22 protein-coding genes and 1 tRNA gene are annotated in these 18,970 nt (G+C 70.9%); 14 read left to right on the forward strand and 9 right to left on the reverse strand.

All coding sequences use genetic code 11. The annotated features are described in order from the left end of the window. The first annotated feature begins 67 nt into the window (after window positions 1-67). From acs to aat, 5 genes are all read left to right on the forward strand, one after another. Window positions 68-2,005 carry an acetate--CoA ligase gene (acs, locus tag A37W_RS0102545; RefSeq protein ID WP_373286044.1) on the forward strand — a complete coding sequence of 646 codons (1,938 nt, stop codon included), beginning with the start codon at window positions 68-70 and terminating at the stop codon, window positions 2,003-2,005. A gap of 154 nt (window positions 2,006-2,159) precedes the next feature. Next, window positions 2,160-2,519, forward strand: coding sequence for a hypothetical protein (locus tag A37W_RS20790; protein WP_018301456.1), 360 nt, complete (start codon window positions 2,160-2,162; stop codon window positions 2,517-2,519). Between the two features lie 130 nt (window positions 2,520-2,649). Beyond that, the gene (gene accB, locus A37W_RS0102555; protein ID WP_018301457.1) at window positions 2,650-3,144 is read left to right on the forward strand and encodes an acetyl-CoA carboxylase biotin carboxyl carrier protein; all 495 of its coding nucleotides are present in this window, start codon (window positions 2,650-2,652) and stop codon (window positions 3,142-3,144) included. Window positions 3,145-3,154: 10 nt separating this feature from the next. Then, on the forward strand, window positions 3,155-4,504 hold the full coding sequence (gene accC / locus A37W_RS0102560; RefSeq protein ID WP_018301458.1) for an acetyl-CoA carboxylase biotin carboxylase subunit: 1,350 nt from the start codon (window positions 3,155-3,157) through the stop codon (window positions 4,502-4,504). Window positions 4,505-4,509: 5 nt separating this feature from the next. Next, the gene (aat, locus tag A37W_RS0102565) at window positions 4,510-5,148 is read left to right on the forward strand and encodes a leucyl/phenylalanyl-tRNA--protein transferase (protein ID WP_018301459.1); all 639 of its coding nucleotides are present in this window, start codon (window positions 4,510-4,512) and stop codon (window positions 5,146-5,148) included. On the opposite strand, the gene A37W_RS0102570 is transcribed toward aat, so the two are convergent. The 3 genes from A37W_RS0102570 to A37W_RS0102580 all read right to left on the reverse strand — a co-directional run bounded on the left by A37W_RS0102570 (window position 5,112) and on the right by A37W_RS0102580 (window position 6,320). Then, window positions 5,112-5,465: a DUF2155 domain-containing protein gene (locus A37W_RS0102570; RefSeq protein WP_018301460.1), complete on the reverse strand. Its 354-nt coding sequence runs from the start codon at window positions 5,463-5,465 to the stop codon at window positions 5,112-5,114. The genes aat and A37W_RS0102570 overlap by 37 nt on opposite strands. A gap of 4 nt (window positions 5,466-5,469) precedes the next feature. Next, the gene (locus A37W_RS0102575; protein WP_018301461.1) at window positions 5,470-5,853 is read right to left on the reverse strand and encodes an NADH:ubiquinone oxidoreductase subunit NDUFA12; all 384 of its coding nucleotides are present in this window, start codon (window positions 5,851-5,853) and stop codon (window positions 5,470-5,472) included. Window positions 5,854-5,933: 80 nt separating this feature from the next. Continuing rightward, a complete protein-coding gene (locus A37W_RS0102580; RefSeq protein ID WP_018301462.1) occupies window positions 5,934-6,320 on the reverse strand; it encodes a RidA family protein in 387 nt (128 codons plus the stop codon). 94 nt (window positions 6,321-6,414) lie between these two features. Here A37W_RS0102580 and A37W_RS0102585 point away from each other — a divergent pair, with 94 nt between their 5' ends. Then, window positions 6,415-6,831: a (R)-mandelonitrile lyase gene (locus tag A37W_RS0102585; protein ID WP_018301463.1), complete on the forward strand. Its 417-nt coding sequence runs from the start codon at window positions 6,415-6,417 to the stop codon at window positions 6,829-6,831. Between the two features lie 139 nt (window positions 6,832-6,970). Here A37W_RS0102585 and clpX read toward each other — a convergent pair whose 3' ends face one another. Together clpX and A37W_RS0102595 are read right to left on the reverse strand one after the other, a co-directional pair. Beyond that, complete coding sequence (gene clpX, locus A37W_RS0102590) at window positions 6,971-8,245, reverse strand: ATP-dependent Clp protease ATP-binding subunit ClpX (protein WP_018301464.1); 1,275 nt, start codon at window positions 8,243-8,245, stop codon at window positions 6,971-6,973. A 114-nt stretch (window positions 8,246-8,359) separates the two neighbouring features. Beyond that, on the reverse strand, window positions 8,360-8,989 hold the full coding sequence (locus A37W_RS0102595) for an ATP-dependent Clp protease proteolytic subunit (RefSeq protein ID WP_018301465.1): 630 nt from the start codon (window positions 8,987-8,989) through the stop codon (window positions 8,360-8,362). A gap of 167 nt (window positions 8,990-9,156) precedes the next feature. Here A37W_RS0102595 and A37W_RS0102600 point away from each other — a divergent pair, with 167 nt between their 5' ends. Further along, window positions 9,157-9,486 (forward strand): ArsR/SmtB family transcription factor, encoded by a 330-nt coding sequence (locus A37W_RS0102600; protein WP_026198248.1) that lies wholly within the window; start codon window positions 9,157-9,159, stop codon window positions 9,484-9,486. Further along, the gene (locus A37W_RS20795) at window positions 9,483-9,959 is read left to right on the forward strand and encodes an SRPBCC domain-containing protein (protein WP_018301467.1); all 477 of its coding nucleotides are present in this window, start codon (window positions 9,483-9,485) and stop codon (window positions 9,957-9,959) included. Before A37W_RS0102600 ends, A37W_RS20795 begins: the two co-directional genes overlap by 4 nt. Here the strand turns inward: A37W_RS20795 and A37W_RS0102610 are convergent. From A37W_RS0102610 to otsB, 3 genes are all read right to left on the reverse strand, one after another. Then, window positions 9,956-10,858 (reverse strand): YihY/virulence factor BrkB family protein, encoded by a 903-nt coding sequence (locus tag A37W_RS0102610; RefSeq protein ID WP_229666014.1) that lies wholly within the window; start codon window positions 10,856-10,858, stop codon window positions 9,956-9,958. The genes A37W_RS20795 and A37W_RS0102610 overlap by 4 nt on opposite strands. A 301-nt stretch (window positions 10,859-11,159) precedes the next feature. Further along, window positions 11,160-12,530, reverse strand: a complete 1,371-nt coding sequence (locus A37W_RS0102615) for an alpha,alpha-trehalose-phosphate synthase (UDP-forming) (RefSeq protein WP_018301469.1) — start codon at window positions 12,528-12,530, stop codon at window positions 11,160-11,162. Continuing rightward, window positions 12,515-13,258 carry a trehalose-phosphatase gene (gene otsB, locus A37W_RS0102620; protein WP_018301470.1) on the reverse strand — a complete coding sequence of 248 codons (744 nt, stop codon included), beginning with the start codon at window positions 13,256-13,258 and terminating at the stop codon, window positions 12,515-12,517. The genes A37W_RS0102615 and otsB overlap by 16 nt, the downstream gene beginning before the upstream one ends. Window positions 13,259-13,688: 430 nt before the next feature. Between otsB and glpX the strand changes: the two genes are divergently transcribed. From glpX to A37W_RS0102640, 4 genes are all read left to right on the forward strand, one after another. After that, a complete protein-coding gene (glpX, locus tag A37W_RS0102625; RefSeq protein WP_018301471.1) occupies window positions 13,689-14,654 on the forward strand; it encodes a class II fructose-bisphosphatase in 966 nt (321 codons plus the stop codon). A gap of 90 nt (window positions 14,655-14,744) precedes the next feature. Then, window positions 14,745-16,517, forward strand: coding sequence for a single-stranded-DNA-specific exonuclease RecJ (recJ, locus tag A37W_RS0102630; RefSeq protein WP_018301472.1), 1,773 nt, complete (start codon window positions 14,745-14,747; stop codon window positions 16,515-16,517). Further along, entirely contained in the window at window positions 16,514-17,002 is a 489-nt protein-coding gene (locus A37W_RS20800; protein ID WP_051081031.1) for a P-loop nucleotide/nucleoside kinase family protein, read from the forward strand. Before recJ ends, A37W_RS20800 begins: the two co-directional genes overlap by 4 nt. A gap of 88 nt (window positions 17,003-17,090) precedes the next feature. Then, window positions 17,091-17,165: transfer RNA gene (locus A37W_RS0102640), tRNA-Glu, on the forward strand. 14 nt (window positions 17,166-17,179) lie between these two features. Here the strand turns inward: A37W_RS0102640 and thpR are convergent. Continuing rightward, window positions 17,180-17,746 (reverse strand): RNA 2',3'-cyclic phosphodiesterase, encoded by a 567-nt coding sequence (thpR, locus tag A37W_RS0102645; protein WP_018301473.1) that lies wholly within the window; start codon window positions 17,744-17,746, stop codon window positions 17,180-17,182. 107 nt (window positions 17,747-17,853) lie between these two features. On the opposite strand from thpR, the gene A37W_RS0102650 reads away from it, so the two are divergent. Both A37W_RS0102650 and A37W_RS0102655 read left to right on the forward strand, forming a co-directional pair. Then, the gene (locus tag A37W_RS0102650) at window positions 17,854-18,216 is read left to right on the forward strand and encodes a hypothetical protein (RefSeq protein WP_018301474.1); all 363 of its coding nucleotides are present in this window, start codon (window positions 17,854-17,856) and stop codon (window positions 18,214-18,216) included. Continuing rightward, window positions 18,213-18,530 (forward strand): hypothetical protein, encoded by a 318-nt coding sequence (locus tag A37W_RS0102655; protein ID WP_018301475.1) that lies wholly within the window; start codon window positions 18,213-18,215, stop codon window positions 18,528-18,530. Before A37W_RS0102650 ends, A37W_RS0102655 begins: the two co-directional genes overlap by 4 nt. Window positions 18,531-18,970 lie beyond the last annotated feature (440 nt).

Below are 18,970 nucleotides of genomic sequence, written 5' to 3' on the forward strand. Positions count from 1 at the left end.
GGCCGGGCCATCGCCCGCCGCGCCCGTCCGCCCGTGGCGGACAGATTGGGAGGATCCGATGAAGGACATGCACGACCCCGCCCCCGAACTGGCCAAGTCGGCCCACGCCGACCGGGCGAAGTACGACGAGATGTACGCCGCCTCGGTCGCCGACCCCGATGCATTCTGGGGCGAACACGGCAAGCGGATCGACTGGATCGAGCCCTACACGAAGGTGAAGAACACCTCGTTCGACTTCGGCAACGTCTCGATCAAGTGGTATGAAGACGGCGTCCTCAACGTCGCTGCGAACTGCATCGACCGCCATCTGGCGACCCGCGCCGACCAGACCGCCATCATCTTCGAGCCGGACGATCCGAAGAGCGAGGCGCAGCAAATCACCTACCGCCAGCTGCACGAGAAGGTCTGCCGCATGGCGAACGTCCTGCTGGCGCAAGGGGTGATGCGCGGCGACCGCGTGGTGATCTACCTGCCGATGATCCCGGAGGCGGCTTACGCGATGCTTGCCTGCGCGCGGATCGGCGCGATCCACTCCGTCGTCTTCGCCGGCTTCTCGCCCGACGCGCTGGGCAACCGGATCAACGATTCCGGCGCCAAGGTGGTCATCACCGCCGACACCGCGCCGCGGGGCGGCAAGAAGACGGCGCTGAAGTCCAACACCGACGCCGCGCTGCTGCACTGCTCGGACAAGGTCCGCTGCCTCGTCGTCAAGCATACCGGCGATCAGACGACCTGGATCGAGGGCCGCGACGTCGACGTGAAGGCCCAGATGAAGGAGGTCGCCCCCGACTGCCCGCCGCGCCCGATGAACGCGGAGGACCCGCTCTTCGTCCTCTACACCTCGGGCTCCACCGGCAAGCCGAAGGGCGTCGTCCACACGTCCGGCGGCTATCTCGTCTACGCCGCGATGACGCACCAGTACACGTTCGACTACCATGACGGCGACGTCTTCTGGTGCAGCGCGGACGTCGGCTGGGTCACCGGGCACAGCTACATCATCTACGGCCCGCTCGCGAACGGCGCGACGACGCTGATGTTCGAGGGCGTGCCGACCTGGCCCGACGCCGGCCGGTTCTGGGAGATCTGCGCCAAGCACAAGGTGAACCAGTTCTACACCGCCCCCACCGCGATCCGCGCGCTGATGGGACAGGGCCGCGAGTGGGTGACGAAGCACGACCTGTCGTCGCTGAAGCTGCTCGGCACGGTGGGCGAACCGATCAACCCCGAGGCCTGGAACTGGTACAACGAGGTCGTCGGCCGCGGGACGCTGCCCATCGTCGACACCTGGTGGCAGACCGAGACGGGCGGCCACATGATCACCCCCCTCCCCGGCGCGATCCCGACCAAGCCGGGCAGCGCCACCCTGCCCTTCTTCGGCGTGCAGCCGGTGGTGCTCGAGGCGGAGAAGGGGACCGAGATCGAGGGCAACCCGGCCGAGGGCGTGCTCGCCATCAAGGACAGCTGGCCGGGCCAGATGCGCACCGTCTGGGGCGATCACGAGCGGTTCGAGGCGACCTACTTCCAGCAGTACAAGGGCTACTACTTCTCGGGCGACGGCTGCCGCCGGGACGCCGACGGCTATTACTGGATCACCGGCCGAGTCGACGACGTCATCAACGTCTCTGGCCACCGGATGGGCACGGCCGAGGTCGAGTCGGCCCTCGTCGCCCATGCCAAGGTCGCCGAGGCCGCGGTCGTCGGCTACCCGCACGAGATCAAGGGCCAGGGCATCTACGCCTACGTCACGCTGATGAACGACGTGGAGCCGTCGGACGCGCTGCGCAAGGAGCTGTCGGACTTCGTCCGGCAGGAGATCGGACCGATCGCCAAGCCCGACCTGATCCAGTGGGCGCCGGGGCTGCCCAAGACCCGCTCGGGCAAGATCATGCGCCGCATCCTGCGAAAGATCGCCGAGAACGACTACGGCGCGCTCGGCGACACCTCGACACTGGCCGATCCGTCGGTGGTGGACGACCTGATCGAGAACCGGATGAACCGGGGCTGAACGCGCGGCCGGCCCCGTACGCCGGGGCCGGCCGCGGCGATTCCGGTTGACCGGCCGTTTACCGCCTTGGCCGAATTGTGTCGCTAGTTCAGCTTGTTGGGCGTATCCTCGGGGATGCGGCGACCTCTCGCCGACCAAGACCTCGGAGACGACCATGGACCAGATCGCACCTGCGGGTCCCGTGTCGACGGTGCCCCGCCACACGATGGACCTGCGCCCTGCCGCAGACGCCGCGGCGATCGCCCGCGACCCCCTCCCCGATGCCCCCCTCGGCGTGCCGGCCGCCCTGCCCCCGCAGACGGCGCAGGTCGCCGCCGTCAGCCGCGCCCTCCTCGACGGGTCGGCCGATGCCGGCCCCGCCCCGGTAAGGCCGCCCGAGCGGGTCCTCAAACCCTGGGGTATCCAGATGCTGCCGCGCGCCCCCGACGAGGGCACAGGCCCGACGCCGGATGCCGCCCGACGGCCGCCGGAGGATGGCGAAGAGGCCGGAGCCTCCCGTCGCGCCGACGCCTGACGCCGCTCCTTTCCCCTGCTGCAGCCTTGGCGTATAACCGCCGGATAACCGCTCCGACCGCGGCCCGGCGCCCTGCCCGGCCGACCCCGTCGAGACGCGGAGGGACAGGACCGGGCCAGGGGACCAGAGGATGAGCAAGACCGACACCCACGAAAGCGACGTGGCCTTCATTCGCGCGCTGGCCGAGCTGCTGCGCGAGAACGACCTCAGCGAGGTCGAGGTGATGCGCGAATACGGCGAGGACGACAGCCTGAACGTCCGCGTCAGCCGCAACCACCAGGCCCCCGCGCCCGCCGCCCCGGCGCCCGCCGCGCTGCCGGCCGCCCCGGCGACGCCCGCCTCGCCCCACGCGACGGCCGCCCCGGCCCCCGCCACCGACCCGGCCAGCCACCCCGGCGCCGTCACCTCGCCCATGGTCGGCACCGCCTACCTGCAGGCCGAGCCCGGCACCCCGCCCTTCGTCAAGACCGGCGATACGGTGAAGGAGGGCGACACCCTTCTCATCATCGAGGCGATGAAGACGATGAACCAGATCCCCGCGCCCCGCTCGGGCACGGTCAAGCGCATCCTGGTCGAAGATGGCGGCCCGGTGGAGTACGGCGCCCCCCTGATGATCATCGAATGAGGGGCACCCCATGTTCGACAAGATCCTGATCGCCAACCGCGGCGAGATCGCGCTCCGCGTCGTGCGCGCCGCCCGCGAGATGGGGATTTCGACGGTCGCGGTGCACTCCACCGCCGACGCCGATGCGATGCATGTCCGCATGGCGGACGAGGCGATCTGCATCGGCCCGCCCCCCTCGGGCCAGTCCTACCTGTCCTTCCCGGCGATCCTGTCCGCCTGCGAGATCAGCGGCGCCCAGGCGATCCACCCCGGCTACGGCTTCCTGTCCGAGAACGCCGCCTTCGTGCAGGCGGTCGAGGATCACGGCATCACCTTCATCGGCCCCTCGGCGGAGCATATCCGCATCATGGGCGACAAGATCACCGCCAAGGAGACGGCGAAGCGGCTGGGCATCCCGGTCGTCCCCGGCTCGGACGGCGGCGTGGCGGACGTCGCGGCGGCCAAGGCGATCGGGGCCGAGTTCGGCTATCCCGTCATCATCAAGGCCACCGCCGGCGGCGGCGGCCGCGGCATGAAGGTCGCCAAGGACGAGGCCGGGATGGAGCGGGCGTTCCAGACCGCCCGCTCCGAGGCCAAGGCCGCCTTCGGCAACGACGAGGTCTACATCGAGAAGTACCTCGAGAAGCCGCGTCACATCGAGATCCAGGTCTTCGGCGACGGCAAGGGTGGCGCGGTCCACCTGGGCGAGCGGGACTGCTCTCTCCAGCGCCGCCATCAGAAGGTGCTGGAAGAGGCCCCCGGCCCCGCGATCACCCCGGAAGAGCGCGCCCGGATCGGCACGATCTGCGCGAACGCGGTCGCCGAGATCGGCTATTCCGGCGCCGGCACGATCGAGTTCCTCTACGAGGACGGCGAGTTCTACTTCATCGAGATGAACACCCGCCTGCAGGTCGAGCATCCGGTGACCGAGGCGATCTTCGGCGTCGATCTCGTGCGCGAGCAGATCCGCGTGGCGTCCGGCCTGCCGCTGTCGTTCTCGCAGGAGGACCTCACCATCGGCGGCCATGCGATCGAGGTCCGCATCAACGCCGAGAAGGTGCCGGAATTCGCCCCGCGCCCGGGGCGGATCACCCAGTACCACCAGCCCGGCGGCCTCGGCGTGCGGATGGATTCGGCGCTCTACGACGGCTACTTCATCCCGCCCTACTACGATTCGCTGATCGCCAAACTGATCGTCCACGGCCGCGACCGCCCCGAGGCGCTGGCCCGGCTGTCGCGCGCGCTGGGCGAGCTGATCGTGGACGGGGTCGACACGACCGTGCCGCTGTTCAACGACCTGCTGGCCGAGCCGGCAATCCACTCCGGCGACTACAACATCCACTGGCTGGAGACGTGGCTCGAGACCCGCTACCGCGGGTGAGGCCCATGGTGGCGCTGACCGCCGACCACCTGCTCGCCGCCTATGCGGCGGGCGTGTTCCCGATGGCCGAGACGCGGGCCGACCCGGACGTCTTCTGGGTCGATCCGCGCCGGCGCGGGATCATCCCCTTGGGCGGCTTTCACATCTCGCGCAGTCTTGCCCGCACCCTGCGGCGCGAGCGGTTCCGCGCGACCGCCGACGCGGCCTTCGACGCCGTGGTCGCCGGCTGCGCGGCGCGCGAGGAGACGTGGATCAACCCGGTGATCCAGCGCCTGTACGGCGAGCTCCACGGCCTCGGCCACGCCCATTCGCTGGAAGTGTGGGAGGGGACACGTCTCGCCGGCGGCGTCTACGGCGTGGCCCTCGGCGGCGCCTTCTTCGGCGAGAGCATGTTCAGCCGCGCCGCCGATGCCTCGAAGGTCGCCCTCGCCCACCTCGTCGACCGGCTGCGGCGCGGCGGGTTCACCCTGTTCGATACGCAGTTCCTGACCCCCCACCTCGCCAGCCTCGGCGCGATCGAGATCTCGCGCGGCGAATACCGTCGTCGTCTGGCGAAGGCTCTGGAGGTGCAGGCGGACTGGACCCGCGCGGGGCCGCCCGGCCCCGGTCAGGCGCTGGTGCAGCGCAGCGCCCAGACGTCGTAGCGCGGATGGTCCATCGCGTTCAGCGCGGGGGCCGAGGCGATCATCCAGCCCTGGAAGACCGGGTCCGGCTCGTCCTGGTAGAGGATCGTCAGCCATTCGAACGCATCGCCCGACGCGTTCGCCGCAGGAAACCGGCACTCGCCGAGGTAGATCGTCAGGTGCCCCACCCGGCGGCTGTCGCCGTTGGCGAGCTCCACATCGACGATGGCCCCGGTCGTCTTGTCGAGGACGCGGAACACGCCGCCGGAAGCGGTCGCGGTCTCCTGCGCCGCGGCGGGCGCGGCCAGAAGAGCCAGGGTGAGGATGAAGGATCGCATCGGCCTATTCCGGGCTCCACGCCTCGTAGTCGGCGCGCGGCAGCGGATCGGCGCGGCGGATCGACCCGGCGGGCGCGTAGGCCATCGCGGTGCCGGTCATGTTCTCGCGGTGCGGCTTCTCCCACCGCTGGTGGACCAGCGGCTTCTCGGTCGGCGGTTCGTCCCAGGTGCGGTGCAGCCAACCGTGCCACTCGGGGCTGACGCGGCTACCCTCGACCTCGCCGTTGTAGATGACCCAGCGCTTGCTGTCGTCGGCGTTGCGGTAGAACACGTTGCCGGCGGAGTCCTCGCCGACCCTCATGCCCTTGCGCCAGGTGAAGAGCTGGGTGTTGAGCGTCTGCCCGTTCCACCAGGTGAAGGCCCGCAAGACGCTTTTCAGGATACCCATCGGCCCCTCCGCAAGATCCGCTCCCGTCTTGCCGCAGCAGGGCCGAAAGGTCCAGTCCCCCCTGTCGTCCCGGGCCGTGATCATCCGCGCGGCAAACGGGCCGTCGCCTCGATCTCGATCTTCATCTCGGGCTCCTGCAGGCCGGCGACCAGCATGGTCGCAGCCGGACGGGCGGTGGCGAATGCGTCCGACGTGACCGGCCAGCAGGCCGGCCACTCCGCCGCGTCGGGCAGGATGTAGCGCACGCGCACGACGTCGTTCAGAGAGGCGCCCGCCTCCTCCAGCGCCCGGCGGATGGTCGCCAATGCGTTGCGGCACTGGTCCTCCACCCGCTCCGGCATGGTCATCGTCGCATAGTCGTAACCCGTGGTCCCGGCGACGAAGACCCAGCCGTCCGCGACGACGGCGCGGGAATAGCCGATCCTCGCCTCGAACGGCGAGCCGGTGGAGATGTGGCGGATGATCATGTCGGGTCCCTTCGACGAATCGCGTCGGGCGGAACTATCGCCGCGCGGTGCGCCGACGCTAGGTGGCACGGCATCGGAGACGAAGGAGACGGGCATGGAGCATCACCCAAGGGGCGCGCGGCCGACGACGGACGGCTCGGCCGACTACTTCACCGGCGCCGTGCGGATCACGCCCGTGATCGAGGCGCCGGACCCGGCGCGCGTGCGCGCGGCCGTGGTCGAGTTCCAGCCGGGCGCCCGGACGCACTGGCACACCCACCCGCTCGGCCAGACGCTGCATGTGCTGTCCGGCCGCGGCCGGGTCCAGCGCGAGGGCGGCGAGGTGGTCGAGATCGCGACCGGTGACACGGTGTGGTTCGCCCCGGACGAGCGGCACTGGCACGGCGCCGCGCCCGACAGCGCGATGGTGCACCTCGCGATCCAGGAGGCCGAAAACGGCAAGGCCGTGGACTGGGCGGAGGCGGTGGAAGAGGCGCACTACGCCGGGACCGGACAGGCGTTCCCGGGCTGACGGAAGGCCGACGTCAGAAAGAGACCCCGCCCCGGGCCTGACCCAGGGCCTCGCCGTGGTGACGCACATCGGAGGGGAGGCCCCGGCTCGAGGCCGGGGCGGGTCTTCTTCGATCCGACGCGACAGGCCCGCCCCCCGATCAGCTCGCGGAGGCGGCGGAGCCCTTCTTGCCCTGGCTCTCGGCGTAGATCATGAGCGGGGCGGCGTCCGGGCTCACGGCCTCTTCGTTGACCACGACTTCGCTGACGTTCGACAGGCTGGGCAGGTCGAACATCGTGTCGAGGAGGATGTCCTCCATGATCGACCGCAGGCCGCGGGCGCCGGTCTTGCGCTCGATCGCGCGGCGCGAGATCGCCTTCAGCGCGTCGTCGGTGAAGGTCAGCTTGGCACCCTCGATCTCGAAGAGCCGCTGGTACTGCTTGACCAGCGCGTTCTTCGGTTCGGTCAGGATGGTGACGAGCGCTTCCTCGTCGAGATCCTCGAGCGTCGCGATGACCGGCAGGCGGCCGACGAACTCGGGGATGAGGCCGAACTTCAGCAGATCCTCCGGCTCCAGCTCCTTGAAGATCTCGCCGACGTTCCGGGCCTCGGGGTCGCGCACGTCGGCGCCGAAGCCCATCGCGCTGCCCTTGCCCCGCTGGGCGATGATCTTGTCGAGGCCGGCGAAGGCGCCGCCGCAGATGAACAGGATGTTCGTCGTGTCCACCTGCAGGAATTCCTGCTGCGGATGCTTGCGCCCGCCCTGCGGGGGGACGGAAGCCACGGTGCCTTCCATGATCTTGAGCAGCGCCTGCTGCACGCCCTCGCCCGAGACGTCGCGGGTGATCGAGGGGTTGTCGGACTTGCGGGTGATCTTGTCGACCTCGTCGATGTAGACGATGCCGCGCTGCGCCCGCTCGACGTTGTATTCCGACGCCTGGAGCAGCTTGAGGATGATGTTCTCGACGTCCTCACCGACATAGCCGGCCTCGGTCAGCGTCGTGGCGTCGGCCATCGTGAACGGCACGTCGAGGATGCGCGCCAGCGTCTGAGCCAGCAGCGTCTTGCCGCAGCCGGTGGGGCCGATCAGCAGGATGTTGGACTTGGCCAGCTCGATGTCCGCGCTCTTCTGCGCGTGGTTCAGGCGCTTGTAGTGATTGTGGACCGCCACCGACAGGACGCGCTTGGCGTGCATCTGGCCGATCACGTAGTCGTCCAGCACGTCGCAGATCTCGCGCGGGGCCGGCACGCCGTCCGAGGATTTCAGGCCGGCGGACTTCGTCTCCTCGCGGATGATGTCCATGCACAGCTCGACGCACTCGTCGCAGATGAACACGGTCGGACCCGCGATCAGCTTGCGCACTTCGTGCTGCGACTTGCCGCAGAAGCTGCAGTAGAGGGTGTTCTTGCTGTCGCCGCCCGACGTGTTCGCCATGTTCAACCTCTGGCTCCGTGGCCTTTTTCCGCCCCCTCCGGGACTGCCCGTTGGCTCAACGATAGGGCAGCCCGGCGGGGGCCACAACGTGAAATTCGGCGGCGTCCCGAGGCGTCACTTGGCCTCGTCGGATCCGCCCTCGCGGCTCTCCTGGATGTGGTCGATCAGGCCCCAGGCCTTGGCCTCCTCGGGCGACATGAAGTTGTCGCGCTCCAGCGCCTTCTCGACGTTCTCGAGACTCTGGCCCGTGTGCTTGACGTAGATCTCGTTCAGCCGCCGCTTCAGCTTCAGCGTCTCCTCGGCGTGGATCATGATGTCCGTCGCCTGGCCCTGGTAGCCGCCCGAGGGCTGGTGGACCATGATCCGGCTGTTCGGCAGCGAGAACCGCATCCCCGGCGCGCCGGCGGTCAGGAGGAGCGAGCCCATCGACGCCGCCTGCCCGATGACCAGGGTCGAGACCTTGGGCTTGATGTATTGCATCGTGTCGTAGATCGACAGCCCCGACGTCACCACCCCGCCCGGGGAGTTGATGTACATCGAGATTTCCTTCTTCGGGTTCTCGGCCTCGAGGTGCAGCAGCTGCGCCACGACGAGCTGGCTCATCCCGTCGTGGACCGGGCCGTTCACGAACACGATCCGCTCCTTCAGCAGGCGCGAGAAGATGTCGTAGGCGCGCTCGCCCCGGCTGGTCTGCTCGACCACCATCGGGACGAGGTTCATGTAGGTATCAATCGGGTCGCGCATGGCGGCGGGCCTTTCAACGGGACGTGTCGTCGCTAGGGGAGAAATCCTTCGGGAGTCTTAGTGACCCGGCGACGGGGCTGCAAGGAGGGGCCGGCCGGCGGACCGGCGGCTCCCGGGTTGGTAACCGGATCGTTGACATGATCGTAAGTCATCGCTTACCGTAGGACGTGACTTACGAAACCGCAATAGCCGCCCTCGCCGATCCCACCCGCCGCTGCATCGTGGAGCGGCTGCGCGGAGGCCCCCTACCCGTCTCGGCCCTCGCCGACGGCCTGCCGGTCAGCCGCCCGGCGGTGTCTCAGCACCTGCGCGTCCTGTCCGGGGCGGGCCTCCTGCAGGTGACGCCGCACGGCACCCGGCGCTACTATGGCCTCGCCCCCGGCGGCGTGGACGAGCTGCGCGCCTGGCTGGACGCCATGTGGGACGATGCGCTGGCGGCCTTCGCCGCCGAGGCGCGGCTCGAGGCCCGGCGCCGCGAGAAGGAGAGACCGAGATGAGCGCCCTGCCCGACCTCCGCCCCGACCCGCGGCCCCCCGTGCGCAAGCGCGTCACCGTGCCGCTGCCGCCCCGGGACGCGTTCGACCTCTTCACCCGCGGCATCGCCCGCTGGTGGCCGGACAGCCACACCGCCAGCGGCGGGCGCGGCGGCCGTCCCGCCGACCTGACGGTCGAGCCGCGCGAGGGCGGCCGCATCGTCGAGACCACGCCGGAGGGCCGGCGCGTCACCTGGGCCACGATCACGCGGTGGGAGGAGGGCCGGCGGCTGGAGGCGGACTGGCACCTGGGCGAGGACGGACCGACCGAGCTGACGGTGACCTTCTCCGACGACGGCGCGGGCGGCACACGGGTCGATCTCGTCCACGGCGGCTGGCCGCCGGGCGAGAGCGCCTCTGCGCGGCGCGAGACCTACGACGCCGACTGGACGCTGGTCCTCGGCCGCCTTGCACTCGCCCTGCCGGTCACCGCCTAGGAGCCGAGGGGCGATTCCTGGCTGCCCGGCTCGGGATGCTCCAGCTCCGTCGGCCGGGGTCCCTCGCGCGCCAGCCCCCGCTTCTCGATCGCCACGTTCAGCGCCGCTCCGAAGAGGATCAGATAGGCGCTGATGTAGAGCCACATCAGCATCGCCGCCGCCGCCCCGATGGAGCCGTAGACCTCGTTGTAGCGGCCGAAGTTCGACAGGTAGAGCGAGAAGCCAGTCGAGGCGGCCAGCCACAGCACGATCACCACCAGTGCGCCGGGCGTCACCCAGCTCGGCCGCGCCTCGCGCCGGTTGGGGCCGAAGCGGTAGAGGATCCCGAGGCCCGCCAGCAGCACCATGAAGGCGATCAGCCAGCGTAGAAGCTCCAGCACCGCCGCCGCCCTCCAGGGGAGCGGGACGTGCGCGATGACGACCGGCGCGACGACCACCATGAGCAAGGCAGTCAGTGCCACGCCGATCAGCGAAAAGGTCATCGTGATCGCGGCGAGGATGTGCCGCAGCCCTCCGCGCACGGGCCTGTCGTAGACCGAGTTCAGCCCCAGCATCAGCGCGGCCACCCCCGCCCGCGCCGAGAACAGCGCCACCGACAGCGACAGGACCGTCGCGAAGGTCAGCGTCTCGGGCCGCGCGGACAGCAGGTTCTCCAGCTGGCTGAACAGCGCGTCGTAGGCGTCGGGCGGGATCAGCTCGCGCACCAGTTCCAGCTGGGTCTGGATCACGATGGGGTCGGCGACGAGGCCGAAGATCGCGATGACGGCGGCGAGCGCGGGAAACAGCGCGAACATGGCGAAGAACGCGACCCCGGCCGCGATCAGGCCGAGATGGACCCGGTCCGCGACGAACCAGACCTTCAGGAAGGTCGATCCGTAATCCTTCATCCGTGCCAGCACGCCGCGCCTCCTCTCAGGTCAGGCGTAGCGCGCGCCGGGCGCGTGTCCAACACCGCGCCGCTGCCCCGGCACGAGCGGAAGCGAGGCGTTGCAAGCGGGCCGAAGCGGAGACGGTGGCGCCCGCTGGAATGGCCCTGCCGCTTTGCAGGACGGCGGCGCCGCAGAGTCTGCGTCCCGGGCCTGACCCGGGACCTCGCCAAACGGGTGGCCCGCGTTGCGCGAGCCCCCGGGTCAGGCCCGGGGCGGGTATTCCCGGGATCCGGAAGGTGGGCCAGCAGTCCGCCGCGCCCCGCCGCGCCCCTCACGCCGCTGCCGACGCCGCCCTCCCGGTCAGGGCGTCGAGGTAGGTCGCCGTCCACCAGGCGATGTCCGTCTCGCGGATCGTGCGGATCAGCGACAGGTGCCGGGCGCGACGCTCGTGCTCTGGCATGCTCAGCGCCTGGCGGATCGCCTTGGCGGTCTCGGCGGTGTCGTAGGGGTTCACCATCAGGGCGGCGTCCAGCTGCTCGGCCGCGCCGGCGAAGTGCGACAGGATCAGCACGCCGGGATCCGCGCCGTCCTGCGCCGCCACGTATTCCTTCGCCACCAGGTTCATCCCGTCCGCCAGCGGCGTCACCAGCATCGCGTCCGCGCGCCGGTATAGCCCCGCCAGCACGTCCCGCGGCAGGCCGCGTCGGATGTAGCGGATCGGCGTCCAGTCGAGTTCGGCATGGTTGCCGTTGACCCGGCCGGACAGCGTCTCCAGCTCCTCGCGGATCTCGCGGTAGGCTTCGACGTCCTCGCGGCTGGGCGGCGCGATCTGCAGGAGCGTCGCCCGCGGCTCGCCGTCCTCGCCCGTCGCGAGGAACTCGCCGAATGCGGAAAAGCGGTTGGGGATGCCCTTGGAATAGTCCAGCCGGTCGACGCCGAGGATCAGCTTCTCCTCGTCGGGGATCCGCAGGGTCGCGCCGGCGGGCGGGGCGGCCTCGGCCGCGCGGACGAAGTCGTCCACGTCGATCCCGATCGGGAACGAGCCGAGCGTGAAGTGCCGGTCGCCCAGCCGCATCTGCCCGCGCAGCAGCATCTCGGCCCCCGACCGGCGGAGCACGTCGATCGCCGCCGCCACGTCGCGCCGCGTCTGCAGGCCGACGAGGTCGTAGGCCGCGAGCCAGGACGCGAGATAACGCTGCTCGGGCAGCGCCGGCACGTCGCTGGCGTTGGGGAACGGGATGTGCAGGAAGAAGCCGATCCGGTTCTTCACCCCCTCCATCCGCATCGCCTGGGCGAGCGGGATGAAATGGTAGTCCTGCACCCAGACCACGTCATCGGGCTGCAGCTCGGCCGCGACCAGCTGCGCCACCTTGCGGTTCACCTCCCAGTAGATGCGCGAGCTCTCGGGATCGAGCGTCATCAGGTCGGCGCGGTGATGGAAGAGAGGCCACAGCGTCGCGTTGGCGTAGTCGAGGTAGAAGCCCTTGTGCTCGGCCGGGGTGAGGTCGAAGGCGCGGCGCTGATAGGGCTCGTCGGCGATGGTGGTCAGACCCTCGGCGGGGCTGTCGGTCACCTTGCCCGAATGGCCGACCCACAGCCCGCCGCGCGCCTTCAGCGCATCGTGCAGGGCCACGACGAGGCCGCCCGAGGGCGCCGCATCGGTCGGTATCCTGTTCGAGATGACGATCAGCCGGCCGGCCATTCCCTGTTCCCCCCTGTCCAGTGATCCAGCAGCGCCCGGACGGCGGCCGGATCGGCCAGCCGCAGGGGCGCCGCACTTTCGCCCTCGCCCACCTTGACCGCAACCCCTCCCGCCTCGGCGACCCAGACCAGCGCCGGCTCGTCCGTCGCGTCGTCGCCGAAGAAGATCGGAATGGTCCCGGCGAAGCGCGGCTCGGACATCAGGTCGGCGATGGCGGCGTCTTTGCCGATGCCCTCGGGCCGCAGCTCGGCGGCCATCTTGGCCTCGTGAAGCTCGAACCCGTCGTGCAGTTCGGCGAGGCCTGCGACGAAGGCCAGCACCCCTTCGGCCGCGTCGGGCCGCCTGCGATAGTGGACGACGATCCCGGTCGGCTTGCGCTCCACGATCAGGCCGTCGCGGCCGGCGGCGAAACCCTCGGCGGCTTCGACGATCTCGGGCAGCGCCGGACTGTCGGCCGCCGGATGACGACGAACGTGACCGTCCTCGCGTCGCTCGGCTCCGTGGCCGCCGATGATCAGGCCGTCAAAGTCGGGCAGGAACCCGCCCACGTCGGCGACGGCACGACCGCTGACCAGCGCAATCCGCCCACCGGTTGCGTCGGACAGTCGCGCAAGCAGATCCGGCAGGCCGGCATCGACGAGGACCCCGTCCGGGGTCTCGGCGATGTCGACGAGCGTGCCGTCGAAGTCGAGGAGCAGGGTCGACGCGCCGAGATCGACATCGGGCATCGCAGCATCGGGGTCCGCGACGGCGGACGGTGTCGGTCGGGCAGCCATGTGTGGTTCGGATCGTTCCGCCATTTGGGCAGCGGAACAACGCGCAGGCCATGCTGGCGTTCCGCCGCAGCGCCCATTTGTACGCCGGCCGACCGATCCGGAGGCACCCCTGCTCATCGGGCGGGCATTCGATCTCTCGCGGCTCATGCCTTCCGGGCGGTCGCGTGTGGCTTGGAAAATCCGCTCGCCGAAGTCACGGGTTCGGTGCACCGGCCTGTGCTCCCCCGCCACGGCGGTCGGCAGGGGGCAGCCTCGGGGAGGTCGGGGTGTGCACCCCTCGGTCCGCCACCTCACGGGACCACCGTTAGCGGTCACAAGGTTGTGCGCCGTCGCAGGCTCGGGCTAGGCAGGCCGCGACGCTCATCCCCCGAAGGACCGACGAATGGCCGACGCCCCTGAATTCATGGACCGCATGCTCTCTCTCGGGCTCGCCCGGGTGTCGGAGGCGGCGGCCATCGCCTGCGCCGACCTGATCGGCCGCGGCGACGAGAAGCGTGCCGACCAGGCCGCCGTCAACGCGATGCGCAACCAGCTGAACATGCTGGACATCAGGGGCACCGTTGTCATCGGCGAGGGCGAGCGGGACGAGGCGCCGATGCTGTATATCGGCGAGGAGGTCGGCACCGGGTCGGGGCCGGAGGTGGACATCGCGCTCGACCCGCTGGAGGGGACGACGCTGACCGCCAAGGACATGCCGAACGCGCTGACCGTGATCGCGATGGCGCCGCGGCACACGCTGCTCCACGCGCCCGACGTCTACATGGACAAGCTCGCCATCGGCCCCGGCTTCCGCCGCGGGGTCGTCACCCTGGACATGGCCCCGGCCGAGCGGGTGTCGGCGCTTGCCGCCGCCAAGGGCTGCTCGATCACCGACATCACCGTCTGCGTGCTGGAGCGGCCGCGCCACGAGGAGATGATCGCCGAGATCCGCTCCACCGGCGCGGCGATCCGGCTGATCACCGACGGCGACGTGGCCGGCGTCATGCACTGCGCCGAGCCGCAGAAGACGGGAATCGACATGTACATGGGCTCCGGCGGGGCGCCCGAGGGGGTGCTGGCCGCGGCGGCGCTGAAATGCATGGGCGGACAGATGTTCGGCAAGCTGCTGTTCCGCAACGACGACGAGCGGGGCCGCGCGAAGAAGGCCGGCATCACCAACCTCGACCGGGTCTACACCCGCGACGATCTGGTGACCGGCGACGTGATCTTCGCGGCGACCGGGGTGACGGACGGGAGCCTCGTCCCCGGCATCCGGCGCGAGCCGGGCTACGTGACTGCCGAGACGATCCTGATGCGCTCCAAGAGCGGCAGCATCCGGCGGATGACCTACCGCAATCCCGTCAAGTGACCGCGCGTGGCCGGCGTCCGGCCGCGTATGTGTGTGACATGCGAAGGCATGGGTGTGGCGAATCCGGGCGGCGACATCTAGTGTAGCGTCATGGATGGCACACTCGATATCGCGGTGCCGGCGTTCCTGAACGTCAGCGCCTCCGCCTCCGGCCGGCGCTGGGTCGGGCCGAGCGCCGACGAGGACCGGCTGGCCGAGGCGATGGTGCAGGCGACCCGCCTGCCCCGCGTCCTGTGCGGCCTGCTGGTCCGGCGCGGCGTGGAGGCGGGCGCGGCGGCGGCGTTCCTCAAGCCGCTGGTGAAGGACCTGTTGCCCGACCCGCTGACGCTGCGCGACATGGACAGGGCCGCGGCGCGGTTCCTGCAGGCGGTGCGCCGGGGCGAGCGGATCGCCGTTTTCGCCGACTACGACGTGGACGGCGGCGCTTCGGCGGCGCTGGTCCTGTCGTGGCTGCGGGCGATGGGCCGCGAGGCGACGCTCTACGTGCCCGACCGCATCGACGAGGGGTACGGGCCGAACGACGTCGCGATGGCCGGTCTCGCGGCGCAGCACGACCTGATCGTCTGCGTCGATTGCGGGACGCTCAGCCACGGGCCGATCGCGGCGGCGAGGGGTGCCGACGTGATCGTCCTCGACCACCATCTCGGGGCCGAGACGCTGCCCGATGCGGTGGCGGTCGTGAACCCGAACCGGCAGGACGAGGACGGCGCGCTCGGCCATCTCTGCGCGGCGACGGTCGTGTTCCTGATGCTGGTGGAGGTGAACCGGCGCCTGCGGGCGGACGGAGAACGCGGGTCGGACCTGATGGCGATGCTCGACCTCGTCGCGCTGGCGACCGTGGCGGACGTCGCGCCCCTGATCGGCGTGAACCGCGCGCTGGTGCGCAGCGGCCTTTCCGTGATGGCGCAGCGGCAGCGGCCGGGCCTGCGCGCCCTCGCCGACATCGCGGGCGTCGACACGATGCCCACCGCCTATCACCTCGGCTACCTCCTCGGCCCGCGGGTCAATGCCGGCGGGCGGATCGGCATGGCCAACCTCGGCGCGCGGCTCCTGTCCACCGACGATCCCCACGAGGCGGCGGCGCTGGCCGAGCGGCTGGACAAGCTGAACGCCGAGCGGCGCGAGATCGAGGCGCAGGTCAAGGAGGCCGCGCTGGTGCAGGCCGAGGCGCGGGGGACCTCCGGTCCGCTCGTCTGGGCGGCGGGCGAGGGCTGGCATCCCGGCGTCGTCGGCATCGTCGCGGCGCGGCTGAAGGAGGCGACGAACCGACCGGCCGTCGTGATCGGGCTGGAGGACGGGATCGGCAAGGGCTCCGCCCGGTCGGTCGCGGGCGTCGACCTCGGCGCCGCGATCCAGCGGCTGGCCGCGGAAGGGCTGCTGCTGAAGGGCGGCGGACACCGGATGGCGGCGGGGCTGACCGTCGAGGAAGGGAAGATCGAGGCGGCGATGGCGCGGCTGGGCGAGCTGCTGGCGCGGCAGGGCGCGGGGCGAGGCGGTCCGGCGGACCTGACGCTGGACGGGCTGCTGATGCCTGGCGCCGCGACGGTGGAACTGGTCGAGCAGGTCGAGGCGGCGGGCCCCTTCGGTGCCTCCGCCCCGTCTCCACGATTCGCTCTGGCCGACTGCCGCGTTCTGCAGACCCGCGAGGTCGGGACCGGGCACCTGAAGGTGACGGTCGGCGACGGCCTCGGCGCGCGGCTGGACGGCATCGCCTTCGGCGCAGTCGGCACGGCGTTGGGGACGGCTCTGGCGGGCCACGGCGGGCGCCGGTTCCACGTCGCCGGGCGGCTGGAAGTCAACGTCTGGCAGGGCCGCAAGTCGGCGCAGCTGAAGCTGGAGGACGCCGCCCCGGCGGGCGGATGAGGCGGCCGCTGCTGATCGTCCTGTCGGGGCTTCCGGGCAGCGGCAAGACGACGCTGGCCCACGGCCTCGCGACGCGGTTTGGGGCCGTGCACCTGCGGATCGACACGATCGAACAGGCGTTGCGGACGTCGCCCTATGCCCCGGTCGAGGTCATCGACCACGGCTACCGCGCCGCGATGGGCCTCGCCCGGGACAATCTCGCCTTCGGACACGTGGTCATCGGCGACGCGGTGAACGGAATGGCCGAACTGGACCGCGGCTGGGCCGCGGCGGCCGAGGGCCTGGCGGCGATGGTCGCGATGCGGATCGTCTGTTCGGACGAGATCGTGCACCGCAAGCGGGTCGAGACCGCCGCGCCGACCTGCCCGGCCACGTCCTGCCCACCTGGTCCGAAGTCCGCGCCCGCGCCTTTCGCCCCGACCCTGCAGCGCTGGTTCTCGACACCGCCGGGCGCACCCCCGACGGATCGCTGGCGGACGCCCTGACCCTCCTCGAAACCGCCGCGCGATAATTCCGCAAGGTCCCCTCTTGCGCCCGCCGAAACCTTCTTTTATCAGCCCCCTCACCGGCTGCGGCCCGTTCGTCTATCGGTTAGGACGCCAGGTTTTCAACCTGGAAAGAGGGGTTCGATTCCCCTACGGGCTGCCACCGGGATCTCCCCTTCATACTTCGAAGGCGACCGATCCGCCCTCCAGCGGGTAGCGGGCGAGGTCGTCGTGGACCGCGCCGCTCTTGAGGAGCGTGGAGCGGTAGAGGACCATCTCGTCCGCCGTGAAGGGCGGGCACGGGAAGGCGGACCAGCGCGCGAGCGCGCGGGCGATGGCGGGTTCGTCCGTTGCCTCGGCCGGCGACAGACGGGTCAGGGTCACGTGCGGGCGGAACCGGCGGCGCTCCAGCGGGAGGCCGACGCCGTGGAGGGCGGAGCGGACCTTGGCGGCGAGGGCGGCGACCGGGGCCGGATCGGCGAGAGCGGCCCAGATCGTGAGGCCGCCGTCGGGAGTCCGGAACGTGTCGAGGCCCCGGATCCGCACCTCGAAGGCCGGACGGCGGATGTCCGACAGCGCCTCATGGGCCGCCTCGATGTCGGCGTCGGGCCGTTCGCCGAGGAAGGCGAGGGTCAGGTGCATCTGTTCGGGATCGGTCGGGCGGCCGAGCTTGAGACCGTCCTGCACGGCCTCCAGCGCGCGGACCGGACCGGCGGGCAGCGGGAGGGCGACGAAGCATCTCATGGCCGCACCCTGCCACCGGGTGGGGGCGGACGGAAGCGGGGGACCTTCGCCGAGCCGGAGGCAGCCGGGGCTTTCCCGCCGGGCGCGGCGGGCGTAGCGTCGCGGTCATGCGCGCCCTGCCCCTCCTCCCGCTCGCCCTCGCGGCCTGCACGCCGGGTCCGACCGGCGAGTTGCCGGTCGGGACTGGGTTTCCCGTCTCCTACCGGGGGATGTGGTCCCCGGCCCCGGACTGCGTCGCCGCCGCCTCCGCGGCGGGGACGGTGCGGATCGGGGAGACCACGCTGGAGGGGCTGGACAATCTCTGCAGGCTCGTCCGCGCCACGCCGGCGGCGGGCGGGGGCCTGCTGGCGGAGATGACCTGCACTGCCCGTGGCCGGACCAGGACCGAGCTCGCCCGGCTGGCGCTGAGCGGGGGCGTCCTCAGCTACCGCTCGGCCGAAGGCCGGGCCGACTGGAGCCGATGCTCATGAGAAACTTCGCCTTCATCGCCCATGTCGCCCTGGCCGGCTGCATCGAGGAGGAGACGGACGACCGCCCCTCGCTGGGCCCGGCGGAGGAGGCGGCGTGCGAGGCGCGGGGCGGGCGGGTGTCCATCGCCGGCCTCCTCGGAGGGGAGTTCTGCGCCGAGCGGACGCCGGATGCCGGGCAGGCCTGTTCGCGCGCATCGGACTGCAGCGCCTGGTGCGAGAGCGAGACGCGGACATGCGCGACGCACGCGGACCCGTTCGGTTGCCGGTCCTACCTGACCGACGAGGGCGAGGTCGAGGCGATCTGCGTGGACTGAACGGGCCGCTCCGGACCGACGCTCCGGTCTGGAAGGCGGCCTGGGGGACCGTGCGCCCGGCTCGCCGGCGACCGTTGTACTGGCGGAACGAAGGGCGGCGTCTGGCGAGGGGCGCTTCCCGGACGCCGGCGCGGCTGATGTCGAGCGCGGCGTATCCTGGCGGCGGTTTCGTCGTCGGATGACCGCAAACCGCGCTCCAGCGATCGCAGTGACGTAGCGCAGCGAGCGGCCCCGGCCGTCCGCCCGCAATTCCAGGTTGATCGCGCCGACAGCCCGACCTTGCTTTTCGCGACACAACGTTATATGAAAACGACCTAGGCGCCGCCTCTGCTGCCGGCGCCCTCCGCCAAGAAAAGGGAGAGTTCCATGACCGGATTTGCCGGAGCCGGCACTGCTGGCGTGACGACATTCGGAACCAGGCGCCGGCCCCAGCCGGCCCC

Source organism: Wenxinia marina DSM 24838, assembly GCF_000379485.1.
Classification (GTDB): domain Bacteria; phylum Pseudomonadota; class Alphaproteobacteria; order Rhodobacterales; family Rhodobacteraceae; genus Wenxinia; species Wenxinia marina.

Excerpts from the sequence above, each read along its gene's own strand:
- acs (WP_373286044.1), top strand. The coding sequence starts at position 68 with ATGCACGACCCCGCCCCCGAACTGGCCAAGTCGGCCCACGCCGACCGG.
- A37W_RS20790 (WP_018301456.1), top strand. The coding sequence starts at position 2,160 with ATGGACCAGATCGCACCTGCGGGTCCCGTGTCGACGGTGCCCCGCCAC.
- accB (WP_018301457.1), top strand. The coding sequence starts at position 2,650 with ATGAGCAAGACCGACACCCACGAAAGCGACGTGGCCTTCATTCGCGCG.
- accC (WP_018301458.1), top strand. The coding sequence starts at position 3,155 with ATGTTCGACAAGATCCTGATCGCCAACCGCGGCGAGATCGCGCTCCGC.
- aat (WP_018301459.1), top strand. The coding sequence starts at position 4,510 with ATGGTGGCGCTGACCGCCGACCACCTGCTCGCCGCCTATGCGGCGGGC.
- A37W_RS0102570 (WP_018301460.1), bottom strand. The coding sequence starts at position 5,465 with ATGCGATCCTTCATCCTCACCCTGGCTCTTCTGGCCGCGCCCGCCGCG.
- A37W_RS0102575 (WP_018301461.1), bottom strand. The coding sequence starts at position 5,853 with ATGGGTATCCTGAAAAGCGTCTTGCGGGCCTTCACCTGGTGGAACGGG.
- A37W_RS0102580 (WP_018301462.1), bottom strand. The coding sequence starts at position 6,320 with ATGATCATCCGCCACATCTCCACCGGCTCGCCGTTCGAGGCGAGGATC.
- A37W_RS0102585 (WP_018301463.1), top strand. The coding sequence starts at position 6,415 with ATGGAGCATCACCCAAGGGGCGCGCGGCCGACGACGGACGGCTCGGCC.
- clpX (WP_018301464.1), bottom strand. The coding sequence starts at position 8,245 with ATGGCGAACACGTCGGGCGGCGACAGCAAGAACACCCTCTACTGCAGC.
- A37W_RS0102595 (WP_018301465.1), bottom strand. The coding sequence starts at position 8,989 with ATGCGCGACCCGATTGATACCTACATGAACCTCGTCCCGATGGTGGTC.
- A37W_RS20795 (WP_018301467.1), top strand. The coding sequence starts at position 9,483 with ATGAGCGCCCTGCCCGACCTCCGCCCCGACCCGCGGCCCCCCGTGCGC.
- A37W_RS0102615 (WP_018301469.1), bottom strand. The coding sequence starts at position 12,530 with ATGGCCGGCCGGCTGATCGTCATCTCGAACAGGATACCGACCGATGCG.
- otsB (WP_018301470.1), bottom strand. The coding sequence starts at position 13,258 with ATGCCCGATGTCGATCTCGGCGCGTCGACCCTGCTCCTCGACTTCGAC.
- glpX (WP_018301471.1), top strand. The coding sequence starts at position 13,689 with ATGGCCGACGCCCCTGAATTCATGGACCGCATGCTCTCTCTCGGGCTC.
- recJ (WP_018301472.1), top strand. The coding sequence starts at position 14,745 with ATGGATGGCACACTCGATATCGCGGTGCCGGCGTTCCTGAACGTCAGC.
- A37W_RS20800 (WP_051081031.1), top strand. The coding sequence starts at position 16,514 with ATGAGGCGGCCGCTGCTGATCGTCCTGTCGGGGCTTCCGGGCAGCGGC.
- thpR (WP_018301473.1), bottom strand. The coding sequence starts at position 17,746 with ATGAGATGCTTCGTCGCCCTCCCGCTGCCCGCCGGTCCGGTCCGCGCG.
- A37W_RS0102650 (WP_018301474.1), top strand. The coding sequence starts at position 17,854 with ATGCGCGCCCTGCCCCTCCTCCCGCTCGCCCTCGCGGCCTGCACGCCG.
- A37W_RS0102655 (WP_018301475.1), top strand. The coding sequence starts at position 18,213 with ATGAGAAACTTCGCCTTCATCGCCCATGTCGCCCTGGCCGGCTGCATC.